Annotated in this window: 22 protein-coding genes; 4 read left to right on the forward strand and 18 right to left on the reverse strand. The window is 64.4% G+C overall.

The window, feature by feature from the left end:
• Nucleotides 1-60: 60 nt before the first annotated feature.
• From GA0061098_RS06320 to GA0061098_RS06385, 14 genes are all read right to left on the reverse strand, one after another.
• Nucleotides 61-1203 carry an NHL repeat-containing protein gene (locus tag GA0061098_RS06320; RefSeq protein WP_091954853.1) on the reverse strand — a complete coding sequence of 381 codons (1143 nt, stop codon included), beginning with the start codon at nucleotides 1201-1203 and terminating at the stop codon, nucleotides 61-63.
• 78 nt (nucleotides 1204-1281) lie between these two features.
• Nucleotides 1282-2022 (reverse strand): SDR family NAD(P)-dependent oxidoreductase, encoded by a 741-nt coding sequence (locus tag GA0061098_RS06325; RefSeq protein ID WP_091954855.1) that lies wholly within the window; start codon nucleotides 2020-2022, stop codon nucleotides 1282-1284.
• A gap of 162 nt (nucleotides 2023-2184) precedes the next feature.
• The gene (gene purF / locus GA0061098_RS06330; RefSeq protein WP_091954857.1) at nucleotides 2185-3708 is read right to left on the reverse strand and encodes an amidophosphoribosyltransferase; all 1524 of its coding nucleotides are present in this window, start codon (nucleotides 3706-3708) and stop codon (nucleotides 2185-2187) included.
• Nucleotides 3709-3735: 27 nt separating this feature from the next.
• Nucleotides 3736-4365: a CvpA family protein gene (locus GA0061098_RS06335; RefSeq protein ID WP_018317599.1), complete on the reverse strand. Its 630-nt coding sequence runs from the start codon at nucleotides 4363-4365 to the stop codon at nucleotides 3736-3738.
• A 167-nt stretch (nucleotides 4366-4532) separates the two neighbouring features.
• A complete protein-coding gene (gene radA, locus GA0061098_RS06340) occupies nucleotides 4533-5981 on the reverse strand; it encodes a DNA repair protein RadA (protein WP_018317598.1) in 1449 nt (482 codons plus the stop codon).
• A 16-nt stretch (nucleotides 5982-5997) separates the two neighbouring features.
• Entirely contained in the window at nucleotides 5998-6726 is a 729-nt protein-coding gene (locus GA0061098_RS06345) for a sulfite exporter TauE/SafE family protein (RefSeq protein ID WP_091954860.1), read from the reverse strand.
• 57 nt (nucleotides 6727-6783) lie between these two features.
• Entirely contained in the window at nucleotides 6784-7701 is a 918-nt protein-coding gene (locus GA0061098_RS06350) for a ribokinase (RefSeq protein WP_091954863.1), read from the reverse strand.
• A 13-nt stretch (nucleotides 7702-7714) separates the two neighbouring features.
• Nucleotides 7715-8161, reverse strand: a complete 447-nt coding sequence (rpiB, locus tag GA0061098_RS06355) for a ribose 5-phosphate isomerase B (protein WP_018317596.1) — start codon at nucleotides 8159-8161, stop codon at nucleotides 7715-7717.
• A gap of 68 nt (nucleotides 8162-8229) precedes the next feature.
• Nucleotides 8230-9024 carry a transporter substrate-binding domain-containing protein gene (locus GA0061098_RS06360; RefSeq protein ID WP_091954866.1) on the reverse strand — a complete coding sequence of 265 codons (795 nt, stop codon included), beginning with the start codon at nucleotides 9022-9024 and terminating at the stop codon, nucleotides 8230-8232.
• A 20-nt stretch (nucleotides 9025-9044) separates the two neighbouring features.
• Nucleotides 9045-9800, reverse strand: a complete 756-nt coding sequence (locus GA0061098_RS06365) for an amino acid ABC transporter ATP-binding protein (protein ID WP_028145044.1) — start codon at nucleotides 9798-9800, stop codon at nucleotides 9045-9047.
• Nucleotide 9801: 1 nt separating this feature from the next.
• Nucleotides 9802-10470, reverse strand: a complete 669-nt coding sequence (locus tag GA0061098_RS06370; protein ID WP_165637182.1) for an amino acid ABC transporter permease — start codon at nucleotides 10468-10470, stop codon at nucleotides 9802-9804.
• A 7-nt stretch (nucleotides 10471-10477) separates the two neighbouring features.
• The gene (locus tag GA0061098_RS06375) at nucleotides 10478-11161 is read right to left on the reverse strand and encodes an amino acid ABC transporter permease (RefSeq protein ID WP_091954871.1); all 684 of its coding nucleotides are present in this window, start codon (nucleotides 11159-11161) and stop codon (nucleotides 10478-10480) included.
• Between the two features lie 10 nt (nucleotides 11162-11171).
• Nucleotides 11172-12125, reverse strand: coding sequence for an NAD(P)-dependent oxidoreductase (locus tag GA0061098_RS06380; protein ID WP_347337520.1), 954 nt, complete (start codon nucleotides 12123-12125; stop codon nucleotides 11172-11174).
• On the reverse strand, nucleotides 12122-12862 hold the full coding sequence (locus tag GA0061098_RS06385; RefSeq protein ID WP_018317590.1) for a FadR/GntR family transcriptional regulator: 741 nt from the start codon (nucleotides 12860-12862) through the stop codon (nucleotides 12122-12124). Before GA0061098_RS06385 ends, GA0061098_RS06380 begins: the two co-directional genes overlap by 4 nt.
• Nucleotides 12863-13549: 687 nt before the next feature.
• Between GA0061098_RS06385 and GA0061098_RS06390 the strand changes: the two genes are divergently transcribed.
• From GA0061098_RS06390 to GA0061098_RS06400, 3 genes are all read left to right on the forward strand, one after another.
• A complete protein-coding gene (locus tag GA0061098_RS06390) occupies nucleotides 13550-14326 on the forward strand; it encodes a potassium channel family protein (protein WP_091955326.1) in 777 nt (258 codons plus the stop codon).
• Nucleotides 14327-14562: 236 nt separating this feature from the next.
• On the forward strand, nucleotides 14563-14931 hold the full coding sequence (locus tag GA0061098_RS06395; protein ID WP_091954873.1) for a GFA family protein: 369 nt from the start codon (nucleotides 14563-14565) through the stop codon (nucleotides 14929-14931).
• Between the two features lie 93 nt (nucleotides 14932-15024).
• Nucleotides 15025-15840 (forward strand): SGNH/GDSL hydrolase family protein, encoded by an 816-nt coding sequence (locus tag GA0061098_RS06400; protein ID WP_091954876.1) that lies wholly within the window; start codon nucleotides 15025-15027, stop codon nucleotides 15838-15840.
• A 120-nt stretch (nucleotides 15841-15960) separates the two neighbouring features.
• Here GA0061098_RS06400 and GA0061098_RS06405 read toward each other — a convergent pair whose 3' ends face one another.
• The gene (locus GA0061098_RS06405; protein WP_091954879.1) at nucleotides 15961-16731 is read right to left on the reverse strand and encodes an exodeoxyribonuclease III; all 771 of its coding nucleotides are present in this window, start codon (nucleotides 16729-16731) and stop codon (nucleotides 15961-15963) included.
• Nucleotides 16732-16771: 40 nt separating this feature from the next.
• Here GA0061098_RS06405 and GA0061098_RS06410 point away from each other — a divergent pair, with 40 nt between their 5' ends.
• Entirely contained in the window at nucleotides 16772-16993 is a 222-nt protein-coding gene (locus GA0061098_RS06410) for a cysteine rich repeat-containing protein (RefSeq protein ID WP_018317585.1), read from the forward strand.
• Between the two features lie 145 nt (nucleotides 16994-17138).
• Here GA0061098_RS06410 and alr read toward each other — a convergent pair whose 3' ends face one another.
• From alr to GA0061098_RS06430, 3 genes are all read right to left on the reverse strand, one after another.
• Nucleotides 17139-18422, reverse strand: coding sequence for an alanine racemase (gene alr / locus GA0061098_RS06415; RefSeq protein WP_091954882.1), 1284 nt, complete (start codon nucleotides 18420-18422; stop codon nucleotides 17139-17141).
• A gap of 40 nt (nucleotides 18423-18462) precedes the next feature.
• A complete protein-coding gene (locus GA0061098_RS06420) occupies nucleotides 18463-19971 on the reverse strand; it encodes a replicative DNA helicase (protein WP_091954885.1) in 1509 nt (502 codons plus the stop codon).
• 796 nt (nucleotides 19972-20767) lie between these two features.
• Complete coding sequence (locus GA0061098_RS06430) at nucleotides 20768-22018, reverse strand: cyclopropane fatty acid synthase (protein WP_165637183.1); 1251 nt, start codon at nucleotides 22016-22018, stop codon at nucleotides 20768-20770.
• Nucleotides 22019-22088 lie beyond the last annotated feature (70 nt).

Raw genomic sequence — 22088 nt, forward strand, 5'->3', positions numbered from 1 at the left:
GATGACGCTGCGTCGTAGCGTCATCCGTCGGTTAACTTTTGGGAAAAATGCGTTGAGACGCTATTTGAGCGCGTCCGATGTCAGCTTGAATTTCTGGATGCGCTTTCCGGTATCGACCTCGGCGGTATAGACGTTACCCCTCGCGTCGATCGCCATGGCATGCACCCAGTGGAATTGACCGGCGTTGCGGCCGTTGTGCCCGAAGCTGCCGACCACGCTGCCGTCCTCGCGCTTGATGACCCGGATCTCGTTGTTCTCGCCGTCGGCGCTGAGCAAATAGGTTTGCTTCGGATCGGGCCAGATCGCAATGTCCCACACCGCGCCGTTGCCGAGCGTGTTCTTCTCGAAGAAGAACTCCTTCACGAAGCTGCCGTCCTTCTTGAACACCTGGATACGGTTGTTGATGCGGTCGCAGACATAGACGAGGCCGTCATTGGCGAGCTTCACGCAATGGACCGGGTTGCCGAATTGCTGCGAGACTGGCGCCTTGGGATCGTAGGGCGCCTGCTTGGCGTCGTCGGGCTTGTTGCCGTAGGCGCCCCAGTGCCGCTTGTAGGCCAGCGTCGTCGCATCGAACACGATGACGCGGCGGTTGCCATAGCCGTCGGCGACATAAATTTCGTTGGCCTCCTTGTCGAGCGCGGTCTCGGCGGGCTTGCCAAGCTGCGTCGTGTCGTTGCTGCCGAGGCTCGGGGCGAACTTGCCGATCTGGTCGACGAACTTGCCGTCGAGCGTGAACTTCAAGATGGCGTTGTCGTTGTCGGCATTGCCGCCGACCCAGACGAAGCCGCGCTCGTCGACCTCGATGCCGTGCTCGCGGCCGACCCATTCATAGCCCTGGCCCGGACCGCCCCAGGACCGCAGCAGATTGCCGTCGACGTCGAATTCGAGCACGGGCGGCGCCGACACGCAGCATTTCGAGCGCGGCGGATTGAGGCTTGCGCCTTTCTCGTCGTCGGTGAGCGAGCGCGGGCGATGGATCACCCAGATATGGCCCTGCCAGTCGACCGTGATGCCGCCGACCTGGCCGAGGATCCACTTGTTGGGCAGCTGCTTTGGCCAGGAGGCATCGACCGCAAAAGTCGGCACGTCGCCGGCGTTCGACGCAACCGGAAACGCGAACGTGACGGCTGCGATCAGAATGGAGAGAGCGCGACGTGCGAGCGCAGACGAAGAGCCTGCGCGATCGTGCCATGGCGCCATGGCAACCTCCCTTTCTTGGCGTGCGGCTTGCTGCCGCTTGCGCGCGGGCAGTCAATCGCGGGAAGGCAGTCGAGTCAATCAGGCCGGGGAGCGGAAGCTCATCAGGCTGCGGGTCTTGTAGTCGTAGAACTTGCCGGTCTCGGTCCAGTCAGGCGCGCACATCGGCACGATGAATTCGGCGACCTGCTCGGGCGTGTCGAGCGTCGCCGGGTCTTCGCCCGGCATCAGGGTCGCGCGCATGCGGGTGCGGACCGGGCCGGGGTTGAACAGATTGACGCGCAGCTTCGTGTTCGCGGTCTCTTGCGCCCATGCGCGGGCCAGTGTTTCCAGTGCGGCCTTGGACGCCGCGTAGGGGCTGACATAGGCGGTCGCCTTGTTGGCGGCGCCCGAGGTGATGAACACGGCGCGGCCGGCATCGGACTGCTTCAGCAGTGGCTCCATGCAGCGGATCAGCTGGAAGTTCGCGGAGACGTTGACGGCCATCACGTCGGTGAAGGTCTTCAGCTCGATATGGCCAATCGGCGAGGAGGGGCCGAGCACGCCGGCATTGCCGACGAGGATGTCGAGCTTGCCGTAGCGCTCGTGCAGGCCGGCGCCGAGCCGCGCGATGCCGTCGGAATCGGTGAGGTTGAGCGGTACCAGCGTGGCGCTGCCGCCGACTTTCCGGATCTCGTCGTCGAGCTCTTCCAGCCCGCCCTGCGTGCGCGCCACCGCCACGATATGCGCGCCGGCTTTGGCGAGCGCGATCGCGGTGGCATAGCCGATGCCGCGCGAGGCGCCGGTGACGAGAGCGATGCGATCAGCGAGGGGTTTTGTCATGGCGGGGTTTTACAGGCGTGGTTGGCCGGGACAAGCCCCCATCCGCAGCTGTCATTCCGGGGCGATGCGAAGCATCGAACCCGGAATCTCGAGATCCTCAGGTGCGCAATTGCGCACCACAGTTCGGTTCTTACGGACCGCCCCGGGATGACGGCTGCGCCGTCAGCTCGCCTCCGCCAGCAGAGACAGCTGTCGCGGCTGCTGCTCGGTCTGGGTCTGGTCGGTGAGGTGGGTCGGATAGGCCCCGGTAAAGCAATGATCCGAGAATTTCGGATTGGCGGGGTCGCGGCCGGGCTCGCCCATGGCACGGTACATGCCGTCAATCGACAGGAAGGCGAGCGAGTCGGCGCCGATGATCTCGCGCATCTCCTCCAGCGAATGCGTCGCCGCGAGAAGACCGCCGCGATCCGGCAGATCGATGCCGTAATAATCGGGATAGAGGATCGGCGGTGAGGCGAGACGGAAGTGCACTTCCTTGGCGCCGGCATCGCGCATCATGCGCACGATCTTCTTCGAGGTGGTGCCGCGCACCAGCGAGTCGTCGATCAGGATGATGCGCTTGCCTTCGATCGCGGCGCGGTTGGCCGAATGCTTCATGCGTACGCCGGATTCGCGGATCGCCTGCGTCGGCTGGATGAAGGTGCGGCCGACATAGTGGTTGCGGATGATGCCGAGCTCGAACGGCACGCCGGAATGCTGGCTGTAGCCGACCGCGGCGGGCACGCCGGAATCCGGCACCGGCACGACGACGTCGATCGGCACGTGGCTCTCGCGCGCGAGCTGCGCACCGAAGGCCTTGCGCACCTCGTAGACCGAGCGGCCGTGCACAATGGAATCCGGACGGGCGAAATAGATGTATTCGAAGATGCAGGGACGCGGCGCCATCGGCGGGAACGGCTTGTGGATGTCCTGGCCGTTCTCGTCGAACACGATGACTTCACCCGGCTCGATGTCGCGGATGAAGCGCGCGCCGATGATGTCGAGCGCGCAAGTCTCCGAGGTCAGGATCGGGCAGCCGTCGAGCTCGCCGAGGACCAGCGGGCGGATGCCGCGGGGATCGCGCGCGCCGACCAGCTTCTTGTTGGTGAGCGAGACCAGCGCATAGGCGCCTTCGATCTCGCGCAGCGCGTCGATATAGCGCTCGATGAAGCGGGCGCGCCCGGAGCGCGCGACCAGATGCAGGATCACCTCGGTGTCGGTGGTCGACTGCATCATAGCGCCGTGGCGCACCAGCTCGCGGCGCAGCGTCAGGCCGTTGGTGAGGTTGCCGTTATGGGCGACCGCAAGGCCGCCGGCATTGAGCTCGGCGAACAGCGGCTGCACGTTGCGCAGGATGGTGGCGCCGGTGGTGGAGTAGCGGACATGGCCGACGGCCATATTGCCGGGCAGGCGATCAATCACCTCGCGGCGGGAGAAGGTATCGCCGACGAGCCCGAGGCGGCGTTCACTGTGGAAGCGGCTGCCGTCGTAGGAGACGATGCCGGCGGCTTCCTGGCCGCGGTGCTGAAGGGCGTGAAGGCCGAGCGCGGTGATGGCGGCGGCGTCCGGGTGGCCATAGATGCCGAAGACGCCGCATTCCTCGCGCAGCGTATCTCCTTCCAGGTCGTCCTGAACCTCTAGCGCGGCCGGGCCTGGACCGGCGTTTGGATCGAGATCAAGTTGGGCGTCCTGGTCAGGGTGTCGCATCTCGTCCGCGCCTCTCTTTAAGGGCAATCAACGCGCCGCAGGTTTCTCGATCAGTTTCTTCAAACTGTCACGAGCAGGTTTACTGTAACCGTCGCCACTGCCCGAAGGCTGCTGCTCGGATTCAGCTTGATCATCATCTGGTTTGTTTTTCTTGAATCTCTTCAAGATGGTGTTCTCGGGGTCGTCAGGCAAGAGGGCCATCAGCCAATCCCCGGTTCCCTGGAGCACGACGCGGGATTTGGCCCCCGTCACCCAGTCCGGGCGCTGCTTGTCCGGAACCAGCCAGGTGAAGAACAGGAAGGCGACCACGACGATCAAAAGCCCGCGAGCCAGGCCAAACAGGAAGCCGAGGGTGCGGTCCAGCGCGCCGATCCTGGAATCCAGGATCATGTCGGAGATCCGGACCGTGATCACGGAAACCACGACCAGGGTGCCCACGAATACGCCGGCGACGACGACCACGCTCGCGACGGTGTCGTTGTTGAAATAGGTCTTGGCGGTCGGCAGCAGCTTCGAGAAGGAGTACAGCGTCACGATCGCCGCGGCGCCCCAGGCCGCGATCGACAGGATTTCGCGCATGAAGCCGCGGACCATGGCAAGCAGGCCCGAGATCAGCATCACACCGAGCAGGATCAGGTCGAGGAGTGTTACTGGCATCGGCTGGTCTGGTCCGCTCGTACGTCGAAGGTGCTCTAGCGAATCGGTGTTTGGCCGCTGCCCTAAAAGAGGGGCAGACGGCGTTCCCGGCAAGGCCGCAACCACGCAATCCCATGCTGCTTTTGTGACGGCTGTATAGCGGTGGGGGCCTCCGACGTCACCTCCACCTAACCCTCTCCACGGCGGAATCTTGCCGGTGTGGCATTTTTCTCTGCCGGCGCGTTCGATTCGCCCCGGCGGGAGCCCTTGGCGGCAATCTCTGCGACCAATGTCGTCAGGCTGTTGACCGCGTTCAGGGACAGTCCGGCGTCACCGCCGGCATCCCCGCCTCGGGCCGATTCGGGCAGCACGGCGCGCTTGAAGCCCAGCTTGACCGCCTCCTTGAGCCGGGCCGGGGTCTGCGCCACCGGCCGGATCACGCCAGAGAGTGAAATCTCGCCGAAATAGACCGCATCGGTGGGTAACTGCGCATTAACCAGGGAGGACACCAGCGCGGCCGCGGCGGCCATGTCGGCCGCGGGCTCGTGGATGCGCAGGCCTCCCGCTACGTTCAGATAGACGTCGTGGCCCGACAGCTTGACCCCGCAATGGGCCTCCAGCACCGCCAGCACCATCGAGAGCCGACTCTGATCCCAGCCCACCACGGCCCGTCGCGGGGTGCCGAGCGAGGTCGGCGCCACCAGTGCCTGCAATTCGACCAGGACGGGCCGCGTGCCCTCGATGCCCGCGAACACTGCGGTGCCGGGCGTGCCGAGATCACGCTCGGACAGGAACAGCTCCGAGGGGTTGGTGACCTCACGCAGGCCAAGGCCGGTCATCTCGAACACGCCGATCTCGTCGGTCGGGCCGAAACGGTTCTTCACGGCGCGCAGGATGCGGAACTGCTGCGAGCCTTCGCCCTCGAACGACAGCACGGCGTCGACCATGTGCTCGACCACGCGGGGGCCGGCGATCTGGCCGTCCTTGGTGACATGGCCGACCAGGATGATGGCCGCACCGGTTTTCTTCGCAAAGCGTATCAGCGCCTGCGCCGAGGCGCGCACCTGGGTCACCGTGCCCGGCGCGGATTCCACCGTGTCGGTCCACATCGTCTGGATCGAATCGATCACGATCAGCCGCGGGACCGCGCCCTCGGACAGCGTCGAGACAATGTCCTCGACCGAGGTCTCGGCGGCGAGCTGCACCGGCGCATCCGACAGCCCGAGCCGTTCGGCGCGCAGCCGCACCTGCGCGACCGCCTCTTCGCCGGAGATGTAGACGATGCGGTGGCCGGCGCGTGCCATCATGCTGGTGGCCTGCGTGAGCAGCGTCGATTTGCCGATGCCGGGGTCGCCGCCCACCAGCAGCACCGAGCCGCGGACGAAGCCGCCGCCGGTGACGCGGTCGAGTTCTGTCATCCCAGAGGAGAGGCGAGGAGCATCCTGGGTTTTCCCCGACAGGCTCTCCAGCGCAAACGTCCGTCCCTTGCGCTTGGAGCGGATCGACACCGGCACGCTGCCGCTGGTGTCCTCCTCGGCGAGCGTATTCCACTCGCCGCAGGACTCGCACTTGCCCTGCCAGCGGTTATAGGCCGCGCCGCAGTTCTGGCAGACGAAGGAAAGCGTGTTCTTGGCCATGGGGCGTCAATCGTGCTCAGGGAGATTGCGTCGCGTTCCATAGCATGGAGAGCCCGGCCGCGACCATGATCGCGTCCATCAGCAGGCGGAACACGTCCGGCTTCAGGTGCAGCACGAAGCGTTTTGCGATGAAGGCGCCCGACATCAGCGAGGCGCCCGCGATCAGACCCTTCATGAAGACATCGCCGGTCAGCGCGCCGAAACGCTCGAAGGTCACGGATTTCGCGAAGTAGAGGCCGAGCGAGGAGGCCGCCTCGGTGGCGAGGAAGGCGCCCTTGCTGAGTCCGTAGAACAGGAACAGCGGCACGCTGAGCGGGCCGGTCGAGACCACGATGCCGGTGAGATAGCCGATCACGGCGCCGCCGACGGCGAGATGCCAGAGATTGGCCTTGAGGTCGTGCCGCGCCAGCCAGTGCCGCACCGGCACCATCGCGATCAGGAAGATGCCGATGGCGAGATCCACCGCATGCGAGGGCAGCGCCAGCAGCGTCCGTGCGCCGAGCACGGCCGCCGGAATGCCCGTGACCGAATAGGCCGCGCAGGCCCGCCAGTCGACCTCTCGCCACCAGGCCAGGATCCGCGAAAAGTTCGCCATCACGGAGGCCACCGCCATGATCGGCACCGCTTCCTTCGGCCCATAGGCATAGACCAGCACCGGCATCAGCATGATCGACGAGCCGGTGCCCACGATGCCTGAGATGGTGCCGGCGACGAGGCCGACGATGAGGACGAAGAGGAAGGCCAAAACGCTCTCCACGAATCGGGAAAGTTTAGCCGTGGCCGTCAACCCGGGCGATCCCTCCTAAGCGAGGGAGCCGATTGCGCTACGCGCCGGCATGCCCGTCTGGGCGCCGGCCTTGAGGCATTTCAATGCGGCGGCTTCGCAGCTCACCTCGAGCGCACGCGGCAGCGCCGCGCCTTCACCGAGCATGGCCGCAAACGCGCCGACAAAGGTGTCGCCGGCGCCGGTCGTGTCCACCGGCGTGATGCGTGGAGCAGCTGCGCGGAAGCGGGAGCCGTCGGCCGTCACGGCCAGCGCGCCTTGCGCACCAGCGGTCACGATGCAGGTGAGGTCGCCGGCCATGGCGAGCTCGGCGGCTGCGGTTTCGTAGTCGGATGCGACGATGCCGATGGCTGCGGCCGCGTCCAGCGCCTCGTGCTCGTTGACCATGAGATGGTCGGTCACGGCGAGAAGTTCCATCACCATCTCGCGGGTCATCCGCTCGGGGACGGGGGCGAGATTCCAGATGACGGTGCCGGAGGCCGAATTCATCCGGCGTGCGGCTTCCAGCGCCCGGGTAAAGGATATTTCCATCTGAAGCACCAGAACCGTGTCGGGACCGAAGAGCCTGGCCGGGAGATCCCTGGCGGTCGCGGTCATGTTGGCGCCACTTGCCACCGTGATCGCATTCTCGCCGGCCTGATCGACTGTGATGAACGCGCAGCCGCTCGGCTCGTCGGCCCTGACGACGAGATCGGTATCCACGCCATTGCCCCTGAGGTTCTCGATCGCGCTGTCGCCAAACCCGTCCCGGCCGACGCGGCCTGCCATCCGGACTTGTCCCGGTCCCGCGATCCGCGCGGCGGCGACAGCCTGGTTGGCGCCCTTGCCGCCGAAATGCGTCTGGTAGGACGGCGCGAGCACCGTCCGGCCGGGGCCGGGAATGATCGGGACCTTCGCGACGAGGTCGATGTTGAGCGATCCGAACACCAGGATCATGGCGGAGAGGCCGTCAGCCTTGCTCGTCCATGACGCGCAGTTTCTCGACCCGGCGGCGAAAATCCTCGTCGGTCGAGAATTCCGCGGAAAGGTAGGACGAGACGAGATCCACGGCCAGCCAGGCGCCGACGATCTGCGCGCCAATGCACATGACGTTGACGTCGTCGTGCTCGACGCTCTGATGGGCGGAATGAACGTCGTGACAGACCGCGGCGCGGATGCCCTTCATCTTGTTGGCCGCGATCGAGGCGCCGACGCCGGTGCCGCACACCATGATGCCGCGTGCGGCTTCGCCCGACGTCACCTTCTGCGCCACGGCCCGCGCGATGTCGGGGAAGTCCACCGGCTTGTCGTCATGGGAGCCGACATCGACGATGTCGTGGCCGAGCTTGCGGATGTGGTCGATAACGGTCTGCTTGAGCGGCCAGCCGGCGTGGTCGGATCCGATGACGAGACGCATGTGGTGTCCTTCTTGATTTTGCATTGACCGTGACAGCCGGAAAGCGGCTGTCACGGCTTCTCTTTCGTTCAGCTACGCATGTCGGGCGGCAGCTCGACCCCGTGGAATTTCTTGTAGATCGCGTTGAGCTTGCCGTTCTTGACGTTCTCGGTGATCCAGCCGTTGAGCTTGTCCATCAGGCGCTGCTCGCCCTTCTTCAGGCCGATGGCGAGGTCGAAGGTTGCGAGCGGAATCTTCGATTCGAAGATGCGGGCGGGATTCTTGACGCCGATCTGGTTGATGATCGTGGCCGACGTGCCGACGCAATCGACCTGACCGGAGACGGCCGCCGTGACTTCCGTGGCGTCGTCGTCATAGCGGGCGATCGTCAGTTCCTTGTCCTTCATGTTGGACAGGGTGGTATCCTGCGTGGTCCCGCGCGAGACGCCGATGGACTTGCCTTTCAGGTCGGGCCAGTCCTTGACGTTCATCGACTTGAGACAACCGACGTCGGACTGCAGCGTCGCATACCGCTTGGTGAAGTCGATGACCTTGGCGCGCTCGGGCGTCACCGACAGGGTCGAGATGATGATGTCGGCCTTGCCGGTCAGGACGTTGGGGATGCGGGTCGCGCCGGTGGTCTGGATGAATTCGAGCTCGAGGCCCCAATCCTTGGCGAGCAGCTGAGCCACCTCGACGTCGGAGCCGGTCGGCTTCATGCTGGAATCCATCATGCCCGAGGGCGGAATCGCAAGGTCGGTTGAAATGCGAATCTTCTTGGCCTTCATCACGTCGTCGAGCAGGTCGGCCGATGCCGGCGTGGCGGACAAAATGACGAGGCCGAGCAGCGCGGCGGCGGTCCCCAGCAGTGTCTTGTTGGTCATCCCTAGTTCTCCTCTCCCTGTTATGATTTTAGATTTCCGGTGCCCACGAATTGCGTGAGTTCCGGCGTCGTCGGCGATGTCAGGATCGAGGCGGGGCCGGTCTCGTGAACCTTGCCGCGATGCATGAACACGATCCGGTCGGCGATGCCTTTGGCAAAGCCCATCTCGTGCGTGACCATCACCATGGTCATGCCGTCCGCCGCCAGCTGCTCGATCACCTTCAGCACTTCGGCGGTGAGTTCGGGGTCGAGCGCAGAGGTGACCTCGTCGAACAGCATCACCTTCGGCTGCATGGCGAGCGAGCGCGCGATCGCGGCGCGCTGCTGCTGGCCGCCCGACAATTGCTCGGGATAGGCGTGCAGCTTCTCTTCGAGCCCGACCTGCGCCAGCACTTTCCGCGCGAGGTCCTTGGCCTGCGAATTCGCCAGGCCCTTCACGGCGCAGGGCGCCAGCGTGATGTTCTGCTCGATCGTCAGGTGTGGAAACAGATTATAGCTCTGGAACACGATGCCGACGTCCTGGCGCAGCGCGCGCAGATCGACGTCGGGACGGTCGACCCGATGCCCGCAAACGACAATCTCGCCGCCGTCGACCTTCTCGAAACGGTCGATGCAGCGCAGCGCCGTGCTCTTGCCGGAGCCTGAGCGGCCGATCAGCGCCAGCACTTCGCCGCGCTCGACTGCGAAGCTGACGCCATCGAGGACCCGGAGCGAGCCAAAGCTCTTTTGCACGTCGCGGAGCGACACGATTGAATCGGAGGAGGGGTTCTGTTGCATGTCAGGCCGGCGCGAGGTTGGATCTGCCACGCCCCATCCGTCGTTCCAGCCTCTGGCTGAACAGCGACAGCGGATAGCACATGGCGAAATAGATGACGGCGATGATGGCGTAGATGGCGAACGGCTCGAACAGCGAGTTGTTGACGATCTGCCCCGAGCGCATCAGCTCGACGAAGCCGACGACGGAGGCGAGCGAGGTGTTCTTGACGATCTGCACCATGAAGCCGACGGTGGGCGGCGTCGCGATGCGAATGGCCTGCGGCAGGATAACTTTCAGCATGCGCTGGGTCCGGCTCAGCGCCAGGCCTTCGGCGGCCTCCCATTGCGGCTTCGGCACGGACTGGATGCAGCCGCGCCAGATCTCGCCGAGATAGGCGGCGACGTACAGCGTCAGCGAGGCGCCGGCAGCAGCGAGCGGCGAGACCTTGAGGCCGATCGCGGCGAGACCGAAATAACCGAGGAACAGGATGACGAGTAGCGGCGTGCCCTGGATGAGCTGGACATAGACGGCGCTGGCAATCCGCACCGATTTCAGCGGCGAGATCCGCGCGAGCGCGATCACGAAACCGACGATGCCGCCGCCGATCAGCGCGATCACCGACAGGCCAATGGTCCACAGCGCGCCCTGGCCGAGGAACATCAGATGGTTGATGTTGAGATGTCCGCCCATGATCATCTCACAATGGCGTGCCGAGCCGGCGTCGGCGCGGAAACAGCACGAGGCCGAGGCCCCAGAAGCCGGCGCGCATCACCAGCGACAGGATGACGTAGAGCACGGCGACGATGATGTAGGTCTCGAATGCGCGATACGTATCCGACTGGATGTAGTTGGCGACGGCGGTGAGCTCCTCGGCCGAGATTTGCGAGCAGACCGAAGAGGCCAGCATCAGCAGCACGAACTGGCTGGTCAGCGCCGGATAGACCTTCTCGATCGCCGGCAGCAGGATGATGTGCCAGTAGATCTGGAGGCGCGACAGCGCCAGGCCCTCGGCCGCCTCGATCTGTCCGCGCGGGATCGCCTCGAAGCCGGCGCGCATGATCTCGGCGGTGTAGGCGCCGACGTTGATCGTCAGCGCGGCCACGGCCACGGTGAAAGCGGAGAATTTCAGCCCCAGACTGGCTAGGCCGAAATAGACCAGGAAGATCTGCACCAAGAGCGGCGTGTTGCGGATGGTCTCGACATAAACCTTGCAGGCGCCTGATATCAGCGCGTTGTGCGTCCCGCGCCCGACCGCCGCGAGCGTGCCGAGGAGAGCGCCGAGCACCGTCGCGAAGGCGGCAAGCTCAAGCGTGAGGACGGCGCCGGCGAGAAAGCTCGGCCAACGCTCCAGCACTGCGGGAAAGTCGAGTTGAAGGCTCATCGCCGCCCGTTCAGCCGGTTGTCTGGTTGGTCATGCGGTCGTAGACGCGGAACAGCGCCTGGTTGCCGTTGCTTCCTTCGCCATGCGCGCGCGCATCGACATACTGGCTGGTCACGAGGGCGGTGCCGGGGAGCGGCACGCTGAGCGCCTGCGCATGCTCCTGGACCAGGCGCAGGTCCTTGAGCTGGAGATCGATCCGGAAGCCGGCGGAGTCGTCGCCTGCGATCATCTGGGGGCCGAGCTTGTCGAGCATCCAGGAGGCGGCGGAGCCACCGAGCAGCACCCGGCGCAGCAGATTGAGATCGAGGCCCGAAGCGCGGCCGAGCGCCAGCGCCTCGCAGATCGCCTGGATGTTGATGCCGCAGATCAGCTGGTTGCAGAGCTTGACGGTCTGGCCGGCGCCGGATGCGCCGACATGCGTGATGGTGGTGCCCATCGCACGGAAGAACGGCTCGGCCTGCGCAAAGGCGCTCGCATCGCCGCCGGCCATGATCGAGAGCGCGGCGTTCTTGGCGCCAACCGGCCCGCCCGAGACCGGCGCGTCAATGAAGTCGACGCCGATCTTTTGCAGGTCGGCATGGATGCGGCGGACGGCGACCGGCGAAATCGTGCTCATGTCGACGACGAGCTTGCCTGATGGCGGCGACTTGAGTAGGCCGTGCTCGCCGTAAATGGTCGCCTCGACATGGGGCGTGTCGGGCAGCATGGTGATGACGATGTCGGCGCCTTGCGCGGCATCGGCGGGGCTGTTGGCACGAGTCGCGCCTTCCCTGGCGCTGTCGGCCAGTGCCGCCTCGTCGAGATCGAACACGCGAACTGCGTGGCCGGCCATTAGCAAGTTGCGCACCATCTCTCGGCCCATCGTGCCGATGCCGATGAAGCCGACATTGCCCTTGTCGTTCCGTCCCATGTGATCAGTCCGTTTCTTGATTGGCTTCTTGGTTGACCGCGCTGCCGCGATCATCCCGAGGCGCTGGTCTTGTCGATGTCGCCGACGATGGCGCGCCGCCGGTACTCGTCGCCAATGGCAAAATGCTTGCGCAGCGTCGCGTCCGCCCGCTCCGGGTCGCGCGCAATCACGGCCTCGAAGATGCGGCGGTGATCGTCGATCAGATAGGTCTTCATCGACGGGAAGGCCTGCACCAGCTCACGGCGGCTGCGATGCGAATGCGTCAACAGGCCGGCCAACGAACCATGCAGGACCGTCAGCGTTTCCGAATGCGAGGCGACGACGATGGCACGGTGGAAGTCGAAGTCGGCCATGCCGCCGGCATCGGCTTCGTCGATCGTCTCGCCGATCTTCGCGAGCGCGCGCTGCAGACGCTCGAAATCGGCGATGTTGGCGCGCTCGCAGGCAAGGCGGATCGCCTGGCATTCGATCGCGACCCGCGCCTGCATGACGTCGTCGAGCATGTCCGCCTGCTGGGCGAGCGCGAAGGTGAAGAAGTCGTTCAGCACCGACACGTCCGGCCGGGTCACCACGGTGCCGATGCGGTCGCGGATCTCGACGATGCCGAGCACGGTGAGGGCCCGCAGCGCTTCGCGGACGATCGGCCGGCTGACGCCGAGGAGAGTTGCCAACTCGCGTTCCGAGATGAGGCGGTCGCCGGGCTTGAGTGAGCCGGCGAGCAGGCGTTCGCGCAGGAAAGCGAACACCTTCTCGAACCCTTTTTCGCCTTCGGTGGCCCGCTTGAGCTCCATTCCCGTCCCACTGGTCTGATCTTGGTCAGACCAGTATGCTGACCAAGGGGCTGAGGTCAAGAGGCTCGGCTCTCAACCCGGTCGGAAATCGCGGGTATCTGATTGGCTACGGAACGCGCGCTTTGCCGCGCAGCAGGTCCGGCCTTGGCCCACCGGCGGCGCCGCTTGGACGCGTCGATGTCGACATCACCCAGTCCGCACCTCCGGCTCGGCTCCGCGAGAAGCTAGCGCTACGATCGCGGCAACTAGGTCGTCGGCGGCGGCATCGAGGCGGCGCTCGCCGCAAACTGGACGGCAAAGCTCGACTATCTCCACATCGACCCTGGCATCACCTCTTCGACGAAGATATTCGTTCTCGACACGACGAGTTACCGATCCGACATCCGCAAAAATGTCGATCGCGTCGGCTTCAACACTGCGGACGTTCCTCTCACGAACGCCGCGGACTGCCTTCCTTGCACCGACAGGCTTAAGGCTTTCCGCGGCAGTGCTGCCGAAGGTGCTCGCGCCGCATCATGCATCGCGGCTGGCCCCGACTGTCGGTATGGCAGACGTTCGTTTCGGTCATCTCCCAACACGTGGTTCGCAAACCTTCTCCTGTTCGGCCAAAGACAGCAGCGATTGGGTTCGATCTTGCGGCGCGCTCTCCGAGTTGCCATCATCCGTGCAAACCGCGATCATGGTGCCGTGACTCTCAATTCTCTCAGAAGCCATGTCCGTCGCCTTTACGAGGGCGCAACGCCGGGCGGCGTGCGCTTCCGCTACGCGCTGCTCGCCTTCGATATCGTGACGGTGCTGTTCATCATTGCAACCTCGTTCCTGCCTCCCAGTGAGATCATCGAGACGCTCGACGTTTTGTTCGGCATGCTTCTGCTTGCCGATTTCTCGGCACGACTCCTCGTCGGCCGGCATCCCTTTCGGAAGTTCCGTCAGATTGCGACCTGGGCTGACATGGTAGCGATCGTATCTTTCCTGGCACCGCTTGCCGGCGAGGCGGGCGGCTTTCTCCGGATCCTGCGAACGCTGGGGCTGCTTCGCGACTACCAGATGCTGGCGAGGCTCCGCATCGATTCTCCGTTCTTTCGTCGCAACGAAGAGGTTATCTTCGCGGTGACGAACCTCGCCGTTTTCATATTCGTCATGACCGGGATCGTCTACGAGACCCAGAAGTTTCGCAACAATGAGATCCACAACTATGCCGATGCGCTGTATTTCACCGTCACGGCGCTGACAACGACCGGCTTTGGCGACATTACCCTGCCGGGCACGCTCGGTCGCTTGATCACCGTCGTGATCATGATTTTCGGCGTAACGCTGTTCTTCAATCTCGCACGCGCGCTCCTCAGTCCCCACAAGGTGCGATTTCCGTGCCCCGCTTGCGGGCTCCAGAGGCACGATGCCGACGCCGTGCATTGCAAGGCTTGTGGCGTTGTTCTCAATATTCCCGACGAAGGCGCGACCTGAACAGCTCTCGCGCCCGGCAACGCCGATTGACGTCTCTCAATTTGACATCGTGCCGGTGTTTTGCCGGGGCGAGGGCAATCCGACATTCGGGGTACCCGTAAGTCATTGAATCGACGGAGGGCGGCTACTGTGCATGGGGTTGTTTTCACGTTTCTTGCCCATCCGCCCCGCTGCTGACAGCATGTTGGCAGCAGGCGCAGGCTACGACCATCTCCTGACAAAACGGGGAGCGGATCATGCCGATCGAGGCAAGCTGTCATTGCGGTGAGACGGTGTTCGAGGTGACAGAGGCGCCATCTGGCGTGACGCGCTGCACCTGCACACTCTGCGCCAAGCGCGGCGCGCTGTGGGCCTATTACACGCCGGCGCAATTCCGCCTGCTGTCGCCCCCTGAGAACGTTGCGACCTATTTGTGGGGTAGCCGCACCGTCAAACATCATTTTTGTGCAAGCTGCGGCTGCGGCACCTATTCGGAGTCGCCGGACTGGTCGACCGGCAAGCCTGATTTCGACAATCCCAAGGTCGCGGTGAACGCGCGCTTGTTCGACGATTTCGATCTGGAGGCGATGCCGGTCAACATGATCGACGGCAAGAACTTGTGGTGAGCATGCATGCGCGCGGATGTCCGCTGCACGTTCATGCTCTTGAGGCCATTTTGAAAAGCTGATTTGGTTCCGGTCGGAAAAAGGGAGGAAGCCATGATGCGTCTTTTTGCGCGAGTGATGCTTGCGATGTGTCTCGCCGTTGCGGCCGGCTTCAATGTCCAGGCGCAGACCAAGCCGAAGGTGACTTCGCTCGGACCGGACTTCCCCAAGGCAGCGCTGTTCGTCGGCAACAGCTTCTTCTACTACAACAACGGCATGCCCGGGCATCTCACCTTCATGGAGCGGGCTGTGGATCCCGCCAATAAGGCGGTGTATCGCAATACCATGGTGACGATCGGCGGCTCCGGCCTCGATTGGCACGACATGGACAATCTGCTGCGGCCGGGCGGCCTCGGCGCTTATTCCTTCGACGAGCAGAACAACGTCATCTTCAACAAGCCGGGCCGGCAGTACGACGCCGTCGTGATGATGGATTGCAGCCAGTGCCCGATCCATCCGCAATTGAAGGACGCGTTCGCGAGTTTCGCGAAGAAGGACAGTGAGGTCGTTCGCGTCCACGGCATGCGGCCGGTGCTGTTCATGTCCTGGGCCTATGCCGACAAGCCGGAGATGACGGAATCGTTGGCCGAGGCCTACACGATCGCAGGCAATGCCAACGATGCGCTGGTCATTCCCGCAGGTCTTGCCTTCGCGCGGGTGCGCAAGCTGCAGCCGGAACTCAATCTGTATGCACTGGACAAGCGGCATCCGAGTCCGGCGGGCACCTATCTTGCGGCATGCGTGACGTTTGCCGCGTTGACAGGCCGTTCGCCTGTCGACAATTCCTACATCATGGGACTGGACGCGGAGACGACGCGGCTTCTGCAAAAGGCGGCGTGGGACACGGTGCAGGATTATTATGGGCGCTGAACTCGCGTGATCTCGTAGGGTGGGCAAAGGTGCACTTGCGCCGTGCCCACCATCTGTCTCCGTAGACGAGTTTGGTGGGCACGCTTCGCTTTGCCCACCCTACGACACCTCTCGTTGAGGTTACTTCAACACCACCCATGCCGGCGCGTGATCGCTGGCGCCATCCTCGCCGCGGATTTTCTTGTCGACGCCGACCTTGGCCAGGCGCGGGGCGAGGGCAGGGCTGAGCAGGAGATGATCGAGCCGCAGCCCCGCATCGCGCGGCCAGCGGTTCCGCTTGTAGTCCCAGAACGTGTAGATGCGCTGGTCCGCATGCAGCTCGCGGATCGCATCGCACCAGCCTTGCTCGACGAGCGAAGCAAAGGCAGCGCGGCTCTTTGGCTGGATCAGCGCATCCTTGTCCCATGAGCGCGTCGGATAGATGTCGATCTCTTTAGGCGCGACGTTGTAGTCGCCGGCGAGCACGACGGGCAGATCCTGCTTGATGAAGCTCTTGGCGTGGCGCCTGAGGCGCGCGAACCAGTCCAGCTTGTAGTCGAATTTCGGCCCCGGCTGCGGGTTGCCGTTCGGCAGGTAGATGCTGGTGACGATGATGCCGCGCACGGCGGCTTCGAGATAGCGGGCTTCGAGATCGCTGGGTTTTCCAGGCAAGCGGTCGCGGGTCAGAATGGGCTCTGCATTGCGGGCAAGGATCGCGACACCGTTCCAGGTCTTCTGTCCGCGCCACACCGCGCCATAGCCGGCCTTTTCGATCGCGGCCGCCGGAAATTCGCCATCACTTGCCTTCAATTCCTGAAGCGCGACGACATCGGGCTTTGCGGCGCGCAGCCATGCCAACAGATTGGGCAGGCGGCGGTTGACGTTGTTGATGTTGAATGTCGCGATCTTCATGTAGAGCTACCGGCTCCTGCCTTCCGTACCCGGAGATACAATGTCCAAGTTGAACTTTGCCGCCATCATCGTCGCCCTCGCGTTCTCCGGGGCCGCGTCGGCACAATCGTCCGACCCGCGCGGTGCGTGCAAGGCAGACTATGACAAATTCTGCGCCGGCATCGCGCCGGGTGGAGGGCGCGTCGTCGCCTGCCTCACCGACAAGCGCGACCAGCTCAGCGCGACCTGCAAGGCGGCGCTGGACAACAGGAAGAAGAAGTAAGCGATCCCTTCCGTGTCCCGGACGCGCGCAGCGCGGGCCGGGACCCGGAAGGCGACACGGTGCGCTGTTGAGAGATGGGCCCCGGCTCTGCAGCGCATTACGCCGCAAAGTACGGCGCACTGCGCCGCGTCCGGGCCACGAGAGTTCAGCCCGGCAGCGGCGGCGGGGCCGCGGGCTGCTCGATCGGCGGCGGGGAGGGCGGCTGCTCGGCGGTCTGCGCGGCCGCCGGCTTCACCAGCGGCTCCTCCACATTGCCGCCCTTGTAGAGGCGGGCGTAGCGGTGGCCGAGGCTGGTCAGCACCTCATAGCCGATGGTGCCGAAATGATGCGCGAGCTCGTCGACGGTGATGCCCTCGCCGAGCAGCGTCACCATATGGCCGCGCCGCGCCGCGTTCGGCGGCAGATCGGTGATGTCGATCGCGATGAGATCCATGGAGACGCGGCCAGCGACCGGGCAGCGCTTGCCGGCGACGATGACTTCGGCGCCGCGGGTGCCGTCATTGGAGCTGGCGGCGCGGAAATAGCCGTCGGCATAACCGACTGCGATGATCGCGAGCTTGGTCGGCCGCCGCGCGGTCCAGGTGCCACCATAGCCGACGCTCTCGCCGCGTTCGATGGTGCGGATCTGCACGATGCGCGCCTTGAGGTCGACCACCGGCTGCATCGGATTGTCGGCCTCCGGCGTCGGGTTGACGCCGTAGAGCGCAGCGCCCGGCCGCACCATATCGAACTGGAAGGGTGCGCCGAGGAAGATGCCGGAGGAATTGGCGAGCGCCGCCGGCACGCCGGAGAATTCGCTGGCGATGCCGCGGAAGGCCGCCAGCTGCTTGGCGTTCACCGGGCTGTTGAGCTGCTCGGCCGAGACCAGATGGCTCATCACCAGCGTGATGCCATGATCGCCGGCATTGATGCGGGGGATGATGGCCTGCGCTTCGGATAACGTCAGGCCGAGCCGGTTCATGCCGGTGTCGATGTGAACCGCCGTACCCCCGGTCCAGCCGGTGCGGCGGCAGAACACGTCCCATTCGGCGAGCTCGTTGAGGTCGCCGATGACAGGACGGCAATTGATCTTGGCGTAGTGCTCGCCGGTATTCTGGAAATAGCCGCCGAGCACGTAGATCGTGGGCTCCGGGACGGCCGCGCGCACCTTGCGCGCTTCCTCGATGGTGGCGACGAAAAAGGTCTTGCAGCCGGCCTTGCTCAGCGCACGCGCGACCTCGGCGGCGCCGCAGCCATAGGCGTCGGCCTTGATCACCGCCGAGCATTCGGCCGGCACTGCCGTCTTCTCGAGCTTGCGCCAATTGGCAATGATGGCGTCGAGATCGACGGTCAGCACGCCGCCATAGGCAGCGAGCGCGGCAGCCTGGTTGGCCTCCGCGGAGAGAAGGCCGGATTGTGAGATGGTTTTCGGGTCGGACGCCATTGTCATGGCGTCGTTTTACGCAAGAGGCCGGTCCTGTTCAAGGAACTCAGTAGTCGTTGCCGCTGCGAACCGGAAGCTGACTGTCAGGGGCGAGGTCGCCAAACCGCGTGACCGAGGCTTCGAAGGCCAGGTCGACGGTGCCTGTCGGGCCGTGACGCTGCTTGCCGATGATGACCTCGGCCTTTCCGTGCGCAAGACTCATGTCAAGCTGCCACTTCTCGTGTTCAGGCGTGCCCGGGCGCGGCTCCTTCATGGCGAGGTAATATTCCTCGCGATACACGAACAGCACGACGTCGGCGTCCTGCTCGATCGAGCCGGATTCACGAAGATCGGAGAGCTGCGGCCGCTTGTCGTCACGCGATTCGACCTGACGCGAGAGCTGCGACAGCGCGATCACGGGAACGTTGAGTTCCTTGGCGAGCGCCTTCAGGCTGGTCGTGATCTCCGTGATTTCCTGCACGCGATTATCGCTCCGCTTGCCCGAGCCCGAGAGCAGCTGAATGTAGTCGATCACGAGCAGGTCGAGGCCCTTCTGCCGCTTCAGCCGGCGCGCGCGCGCCATCAGCTGCGCGATCGACAGGCCGCCGGTGGCGTCCACGTAGAAGGGCAGCGACTGCAGCTCGATCGAGACCTCCCGGATCTTTTCGAAATCGGCTTCCGAGATGCCGCCGCGGCGGATGTGGGAGGAGGGAACGCCGGTGCGCTCGGCCACGATACGGGTAGCGAGCTGGTCGGCCGACATTTCGCAGGAGAAGAAGCCGATCACGCCGCCATTGGCGGCCTTCGTGGTGCCGTCGGCCTGCAGTTCCGGCACATAGGCTTGCGCGACATTGTAGGCGATATTGGTTGCCAGCGATGTCTTGCCCATGCCGGGACGGCCCGCGACGATGATGAGGTCGGAGTGCTGCAGGCCGCCCATCTTGGTGTCGAGGTCGCGCATGCCCGTCGAGATGCCGGACAGCTTGCCGTCGCGCTGGAACGCCTTTGCAGCAAGGTCGACAGCGACCGCCAGTGCCTGCGAGAATTTCTGGAATCCGCCGTCATAGCGGCCGGATTCGGCGAGTTCGTAGAGACGGCGCTCGGCGTCCTCGATCTGCGCCCGTGGCGCGAAATCGACCGGGGCGTCATAGGCGACATTGACCATGTCCTCGCCGATGCCGATGAGGTCGCGACGGAGCGCCAGGTCATAGATGGTGCGGCCGTAGTCCTGAGCATTGATGATGGTGGTCGCTTCCGCCGCGAGCCGCGCCAGATACTGCCCGATGGTCATGCCGCCGACATCGGTGTCGGCGGGCAGGAACGTCTTCAGCGTCACGGGCGTGGCGATCTTGCCCATCCGGATCAGGCTGGCGGCGGTCTCGTAGATGGTCTGGTGCAGCGGCTCGAAATAATGCTTCGGCTCAAGGAAGTCGGAGACACGGTAGAACGCATCGTTGTTGACCAGGATCGCGCCCAGAAGGCTCTGTTCCGCTTCGATATTATGCGGCGCGCTCCGATAGGCCGGAGTTCCGGGCTCGGGTGCGAGTTTGAGGACGTTCGAATCAGTCAGGGCCATGGTCGGACGTGCTTAGCAATTTTCTTGGGCGGATGCGGGGCCGGGATAAAGCGCCGCCTCGATGCAAAGCGGAAGCGAAAGCTGACCGCTATCAACCGCTCAGTTAAAATGGTGGATGATTAGCGCTCGCAGCACGCGTCGCGCTTGACGGATTTTTGCGGAACTCGCCCCGGCCAGGAAGCGGCCGCGACCGCGCCATGGAAAAATCCTGAAACCATGAACCTTATGGCATGAACCTAATGGATTGGCGCGCAGACGAATCCAGAGCGCGCGAAATGACGCACGCTGGCGGCCTTGGGCTCGCCTTCAGACCAGCAGGAGGTAGACCAGCGCAACCAGAGCCGCCCCGACGCCGGTAACGATCAGGGCGTAATCGGTGCGGAGGTCGTCCTGCACGTCGAATGAGGTGTGGGTCTCTTTGCTCATGGCGACGGTCTAAGCCAGGCCCAACCAGACTTATGTGAATTGGATCACATCTCCCCGGAATCTTTCGGGGGTAAGACGGGAACAGGTAGGCGGGGGAGGGAATTGTCTCCCGCGATCCGTCAACAGGGAACGAGGCAGGCGATGCGGCCAGAACGGCAGCACCAGATTTGGCGGAGCGAGGCAGGTAGCCGGCTTTGGCTCTCCGGGCTGATTGCGGCCATGGAGCACGCGGAACGGCCCGAAATACGTCGCCAGCCTGTCGCCCCGGAAATCCTGGTCGCGCTGAGGGCGCAACTGGCGTTAACGGCCAGTTTCCGCTCCTCCCAGATGTCGACCCTGCGTCACTAGGATCTATTCACCAGACTAGGACCTATTCACCAGCCAATTTCAGTCTGGGCTTGCTCGCGCGTTCGCGAGCTCGCAGCCGGGCTTCTTCACGCGGCATGTAGTCGCGGGTGATCGGCACCACGCCCTGGCGCCGGGTGAGCTGGATCTGGAAGTTCATCATGGCTTGCTTGCGGAACGTCATCTCGCAGGCCGCCAGATAGAATTCCCACATCAGCGCGAAGCGCTCGTCGTAGAGCTGCACGGCCTCCTCGCGCCGCGCCATGAAACGTTCCCGCCAGGCCTTCAGCGTTTCCGCGTAATGCAGGCGCAGGATCTCGATATCGCAGACCAGGAGGCCGGCGCGCTCGATCGCCGGCAGCACCTCCGACAGCGCCGGGATGTAGCCGCCGGGGAAGATGTATTTGGCGATCCAGGGATTGGTCGAGTCCGGGCCCTGCGAACGGCCGATCGCGTGCAGCAGCATGATGCCGTTCTCGCTCAACAGCTCGGCGCAGCGTTGGAAGTAGGTGTCGTAGAAGCGGGCGCCGACATGCTCGAGCATGCCGACCGAGACGACGCGGTCGAACGGGCCTTCGATGTCGCGATAGTCCTGGAGCAGGAATCTGGCCGAACCGGTCAGGCGCTTTTCGGCCGCGCGCGCGTTGGCGAGCTGCAACTGCTCGCTCGACAGCGTCACGCCGGTGACGTCGGCGCCGGCGATCTCGGCAAGGTAGAGCCCGAGCCCGCCCCAGCCCGAGCCGATGTCGAGGACGCGCTGGCCGGGCCTGACCAACAGCTTTGCGGCGATGTGCCGTTTCTTGGCGAGCTGCGCGTCGTCGAGCGTCGCGTCCTGCGTCTCGAAATAGGCGCAGCTATATTGCTTGTCGGCGTCCAGGAAGAGCGAATAGAGCCGGGCATCGAGATCATAGTGATGCGCGACGTTGTGGCGGGAGCGCGAGCGCGGATTGAACTGCTTCAGATGCCGCGTCAGATAGCGCAGGCGCCACCAGGGTTTTGCCCACTGCGGCAATAGGTCGGGTTGATCGAGCAGGATCGCGAGGGCATCAGCTATGGTGCCGCGCTCGACGATGAACTCGCGGTCCATATAGGCCTCGCCAAGCCCGAGCTCGGGATTGACGAGGATCTTCCGCTCCGCCTCCGCGGTGACGAAGCGCACCGCGACCGGTTCGCCAGTGCCGTCGCCAACGGTGAACTTCGATCCGCTCGAGCCGGTCACCGTCATCGTGCCGCGGCGGATGAATTGAGACAGAAATCTACGCAACAAGAGGTCCATCGACACCTTCCTCTCGAGCGAACCCGAAGGGATGCGACTAACCCGGCCTTCACTTCTGACGCCCAGGTGA

The sequence above is a fragment of the Bradyrhizobium shewense genome, assembly GCF_900094605.1.
GTDB lineage: Bacteria > Pseudomonadota > Alphaproteobacteria > Rhizobiales > Xanthobacteraceae > Bradyrhizobium > Bradyrhizobium shewense.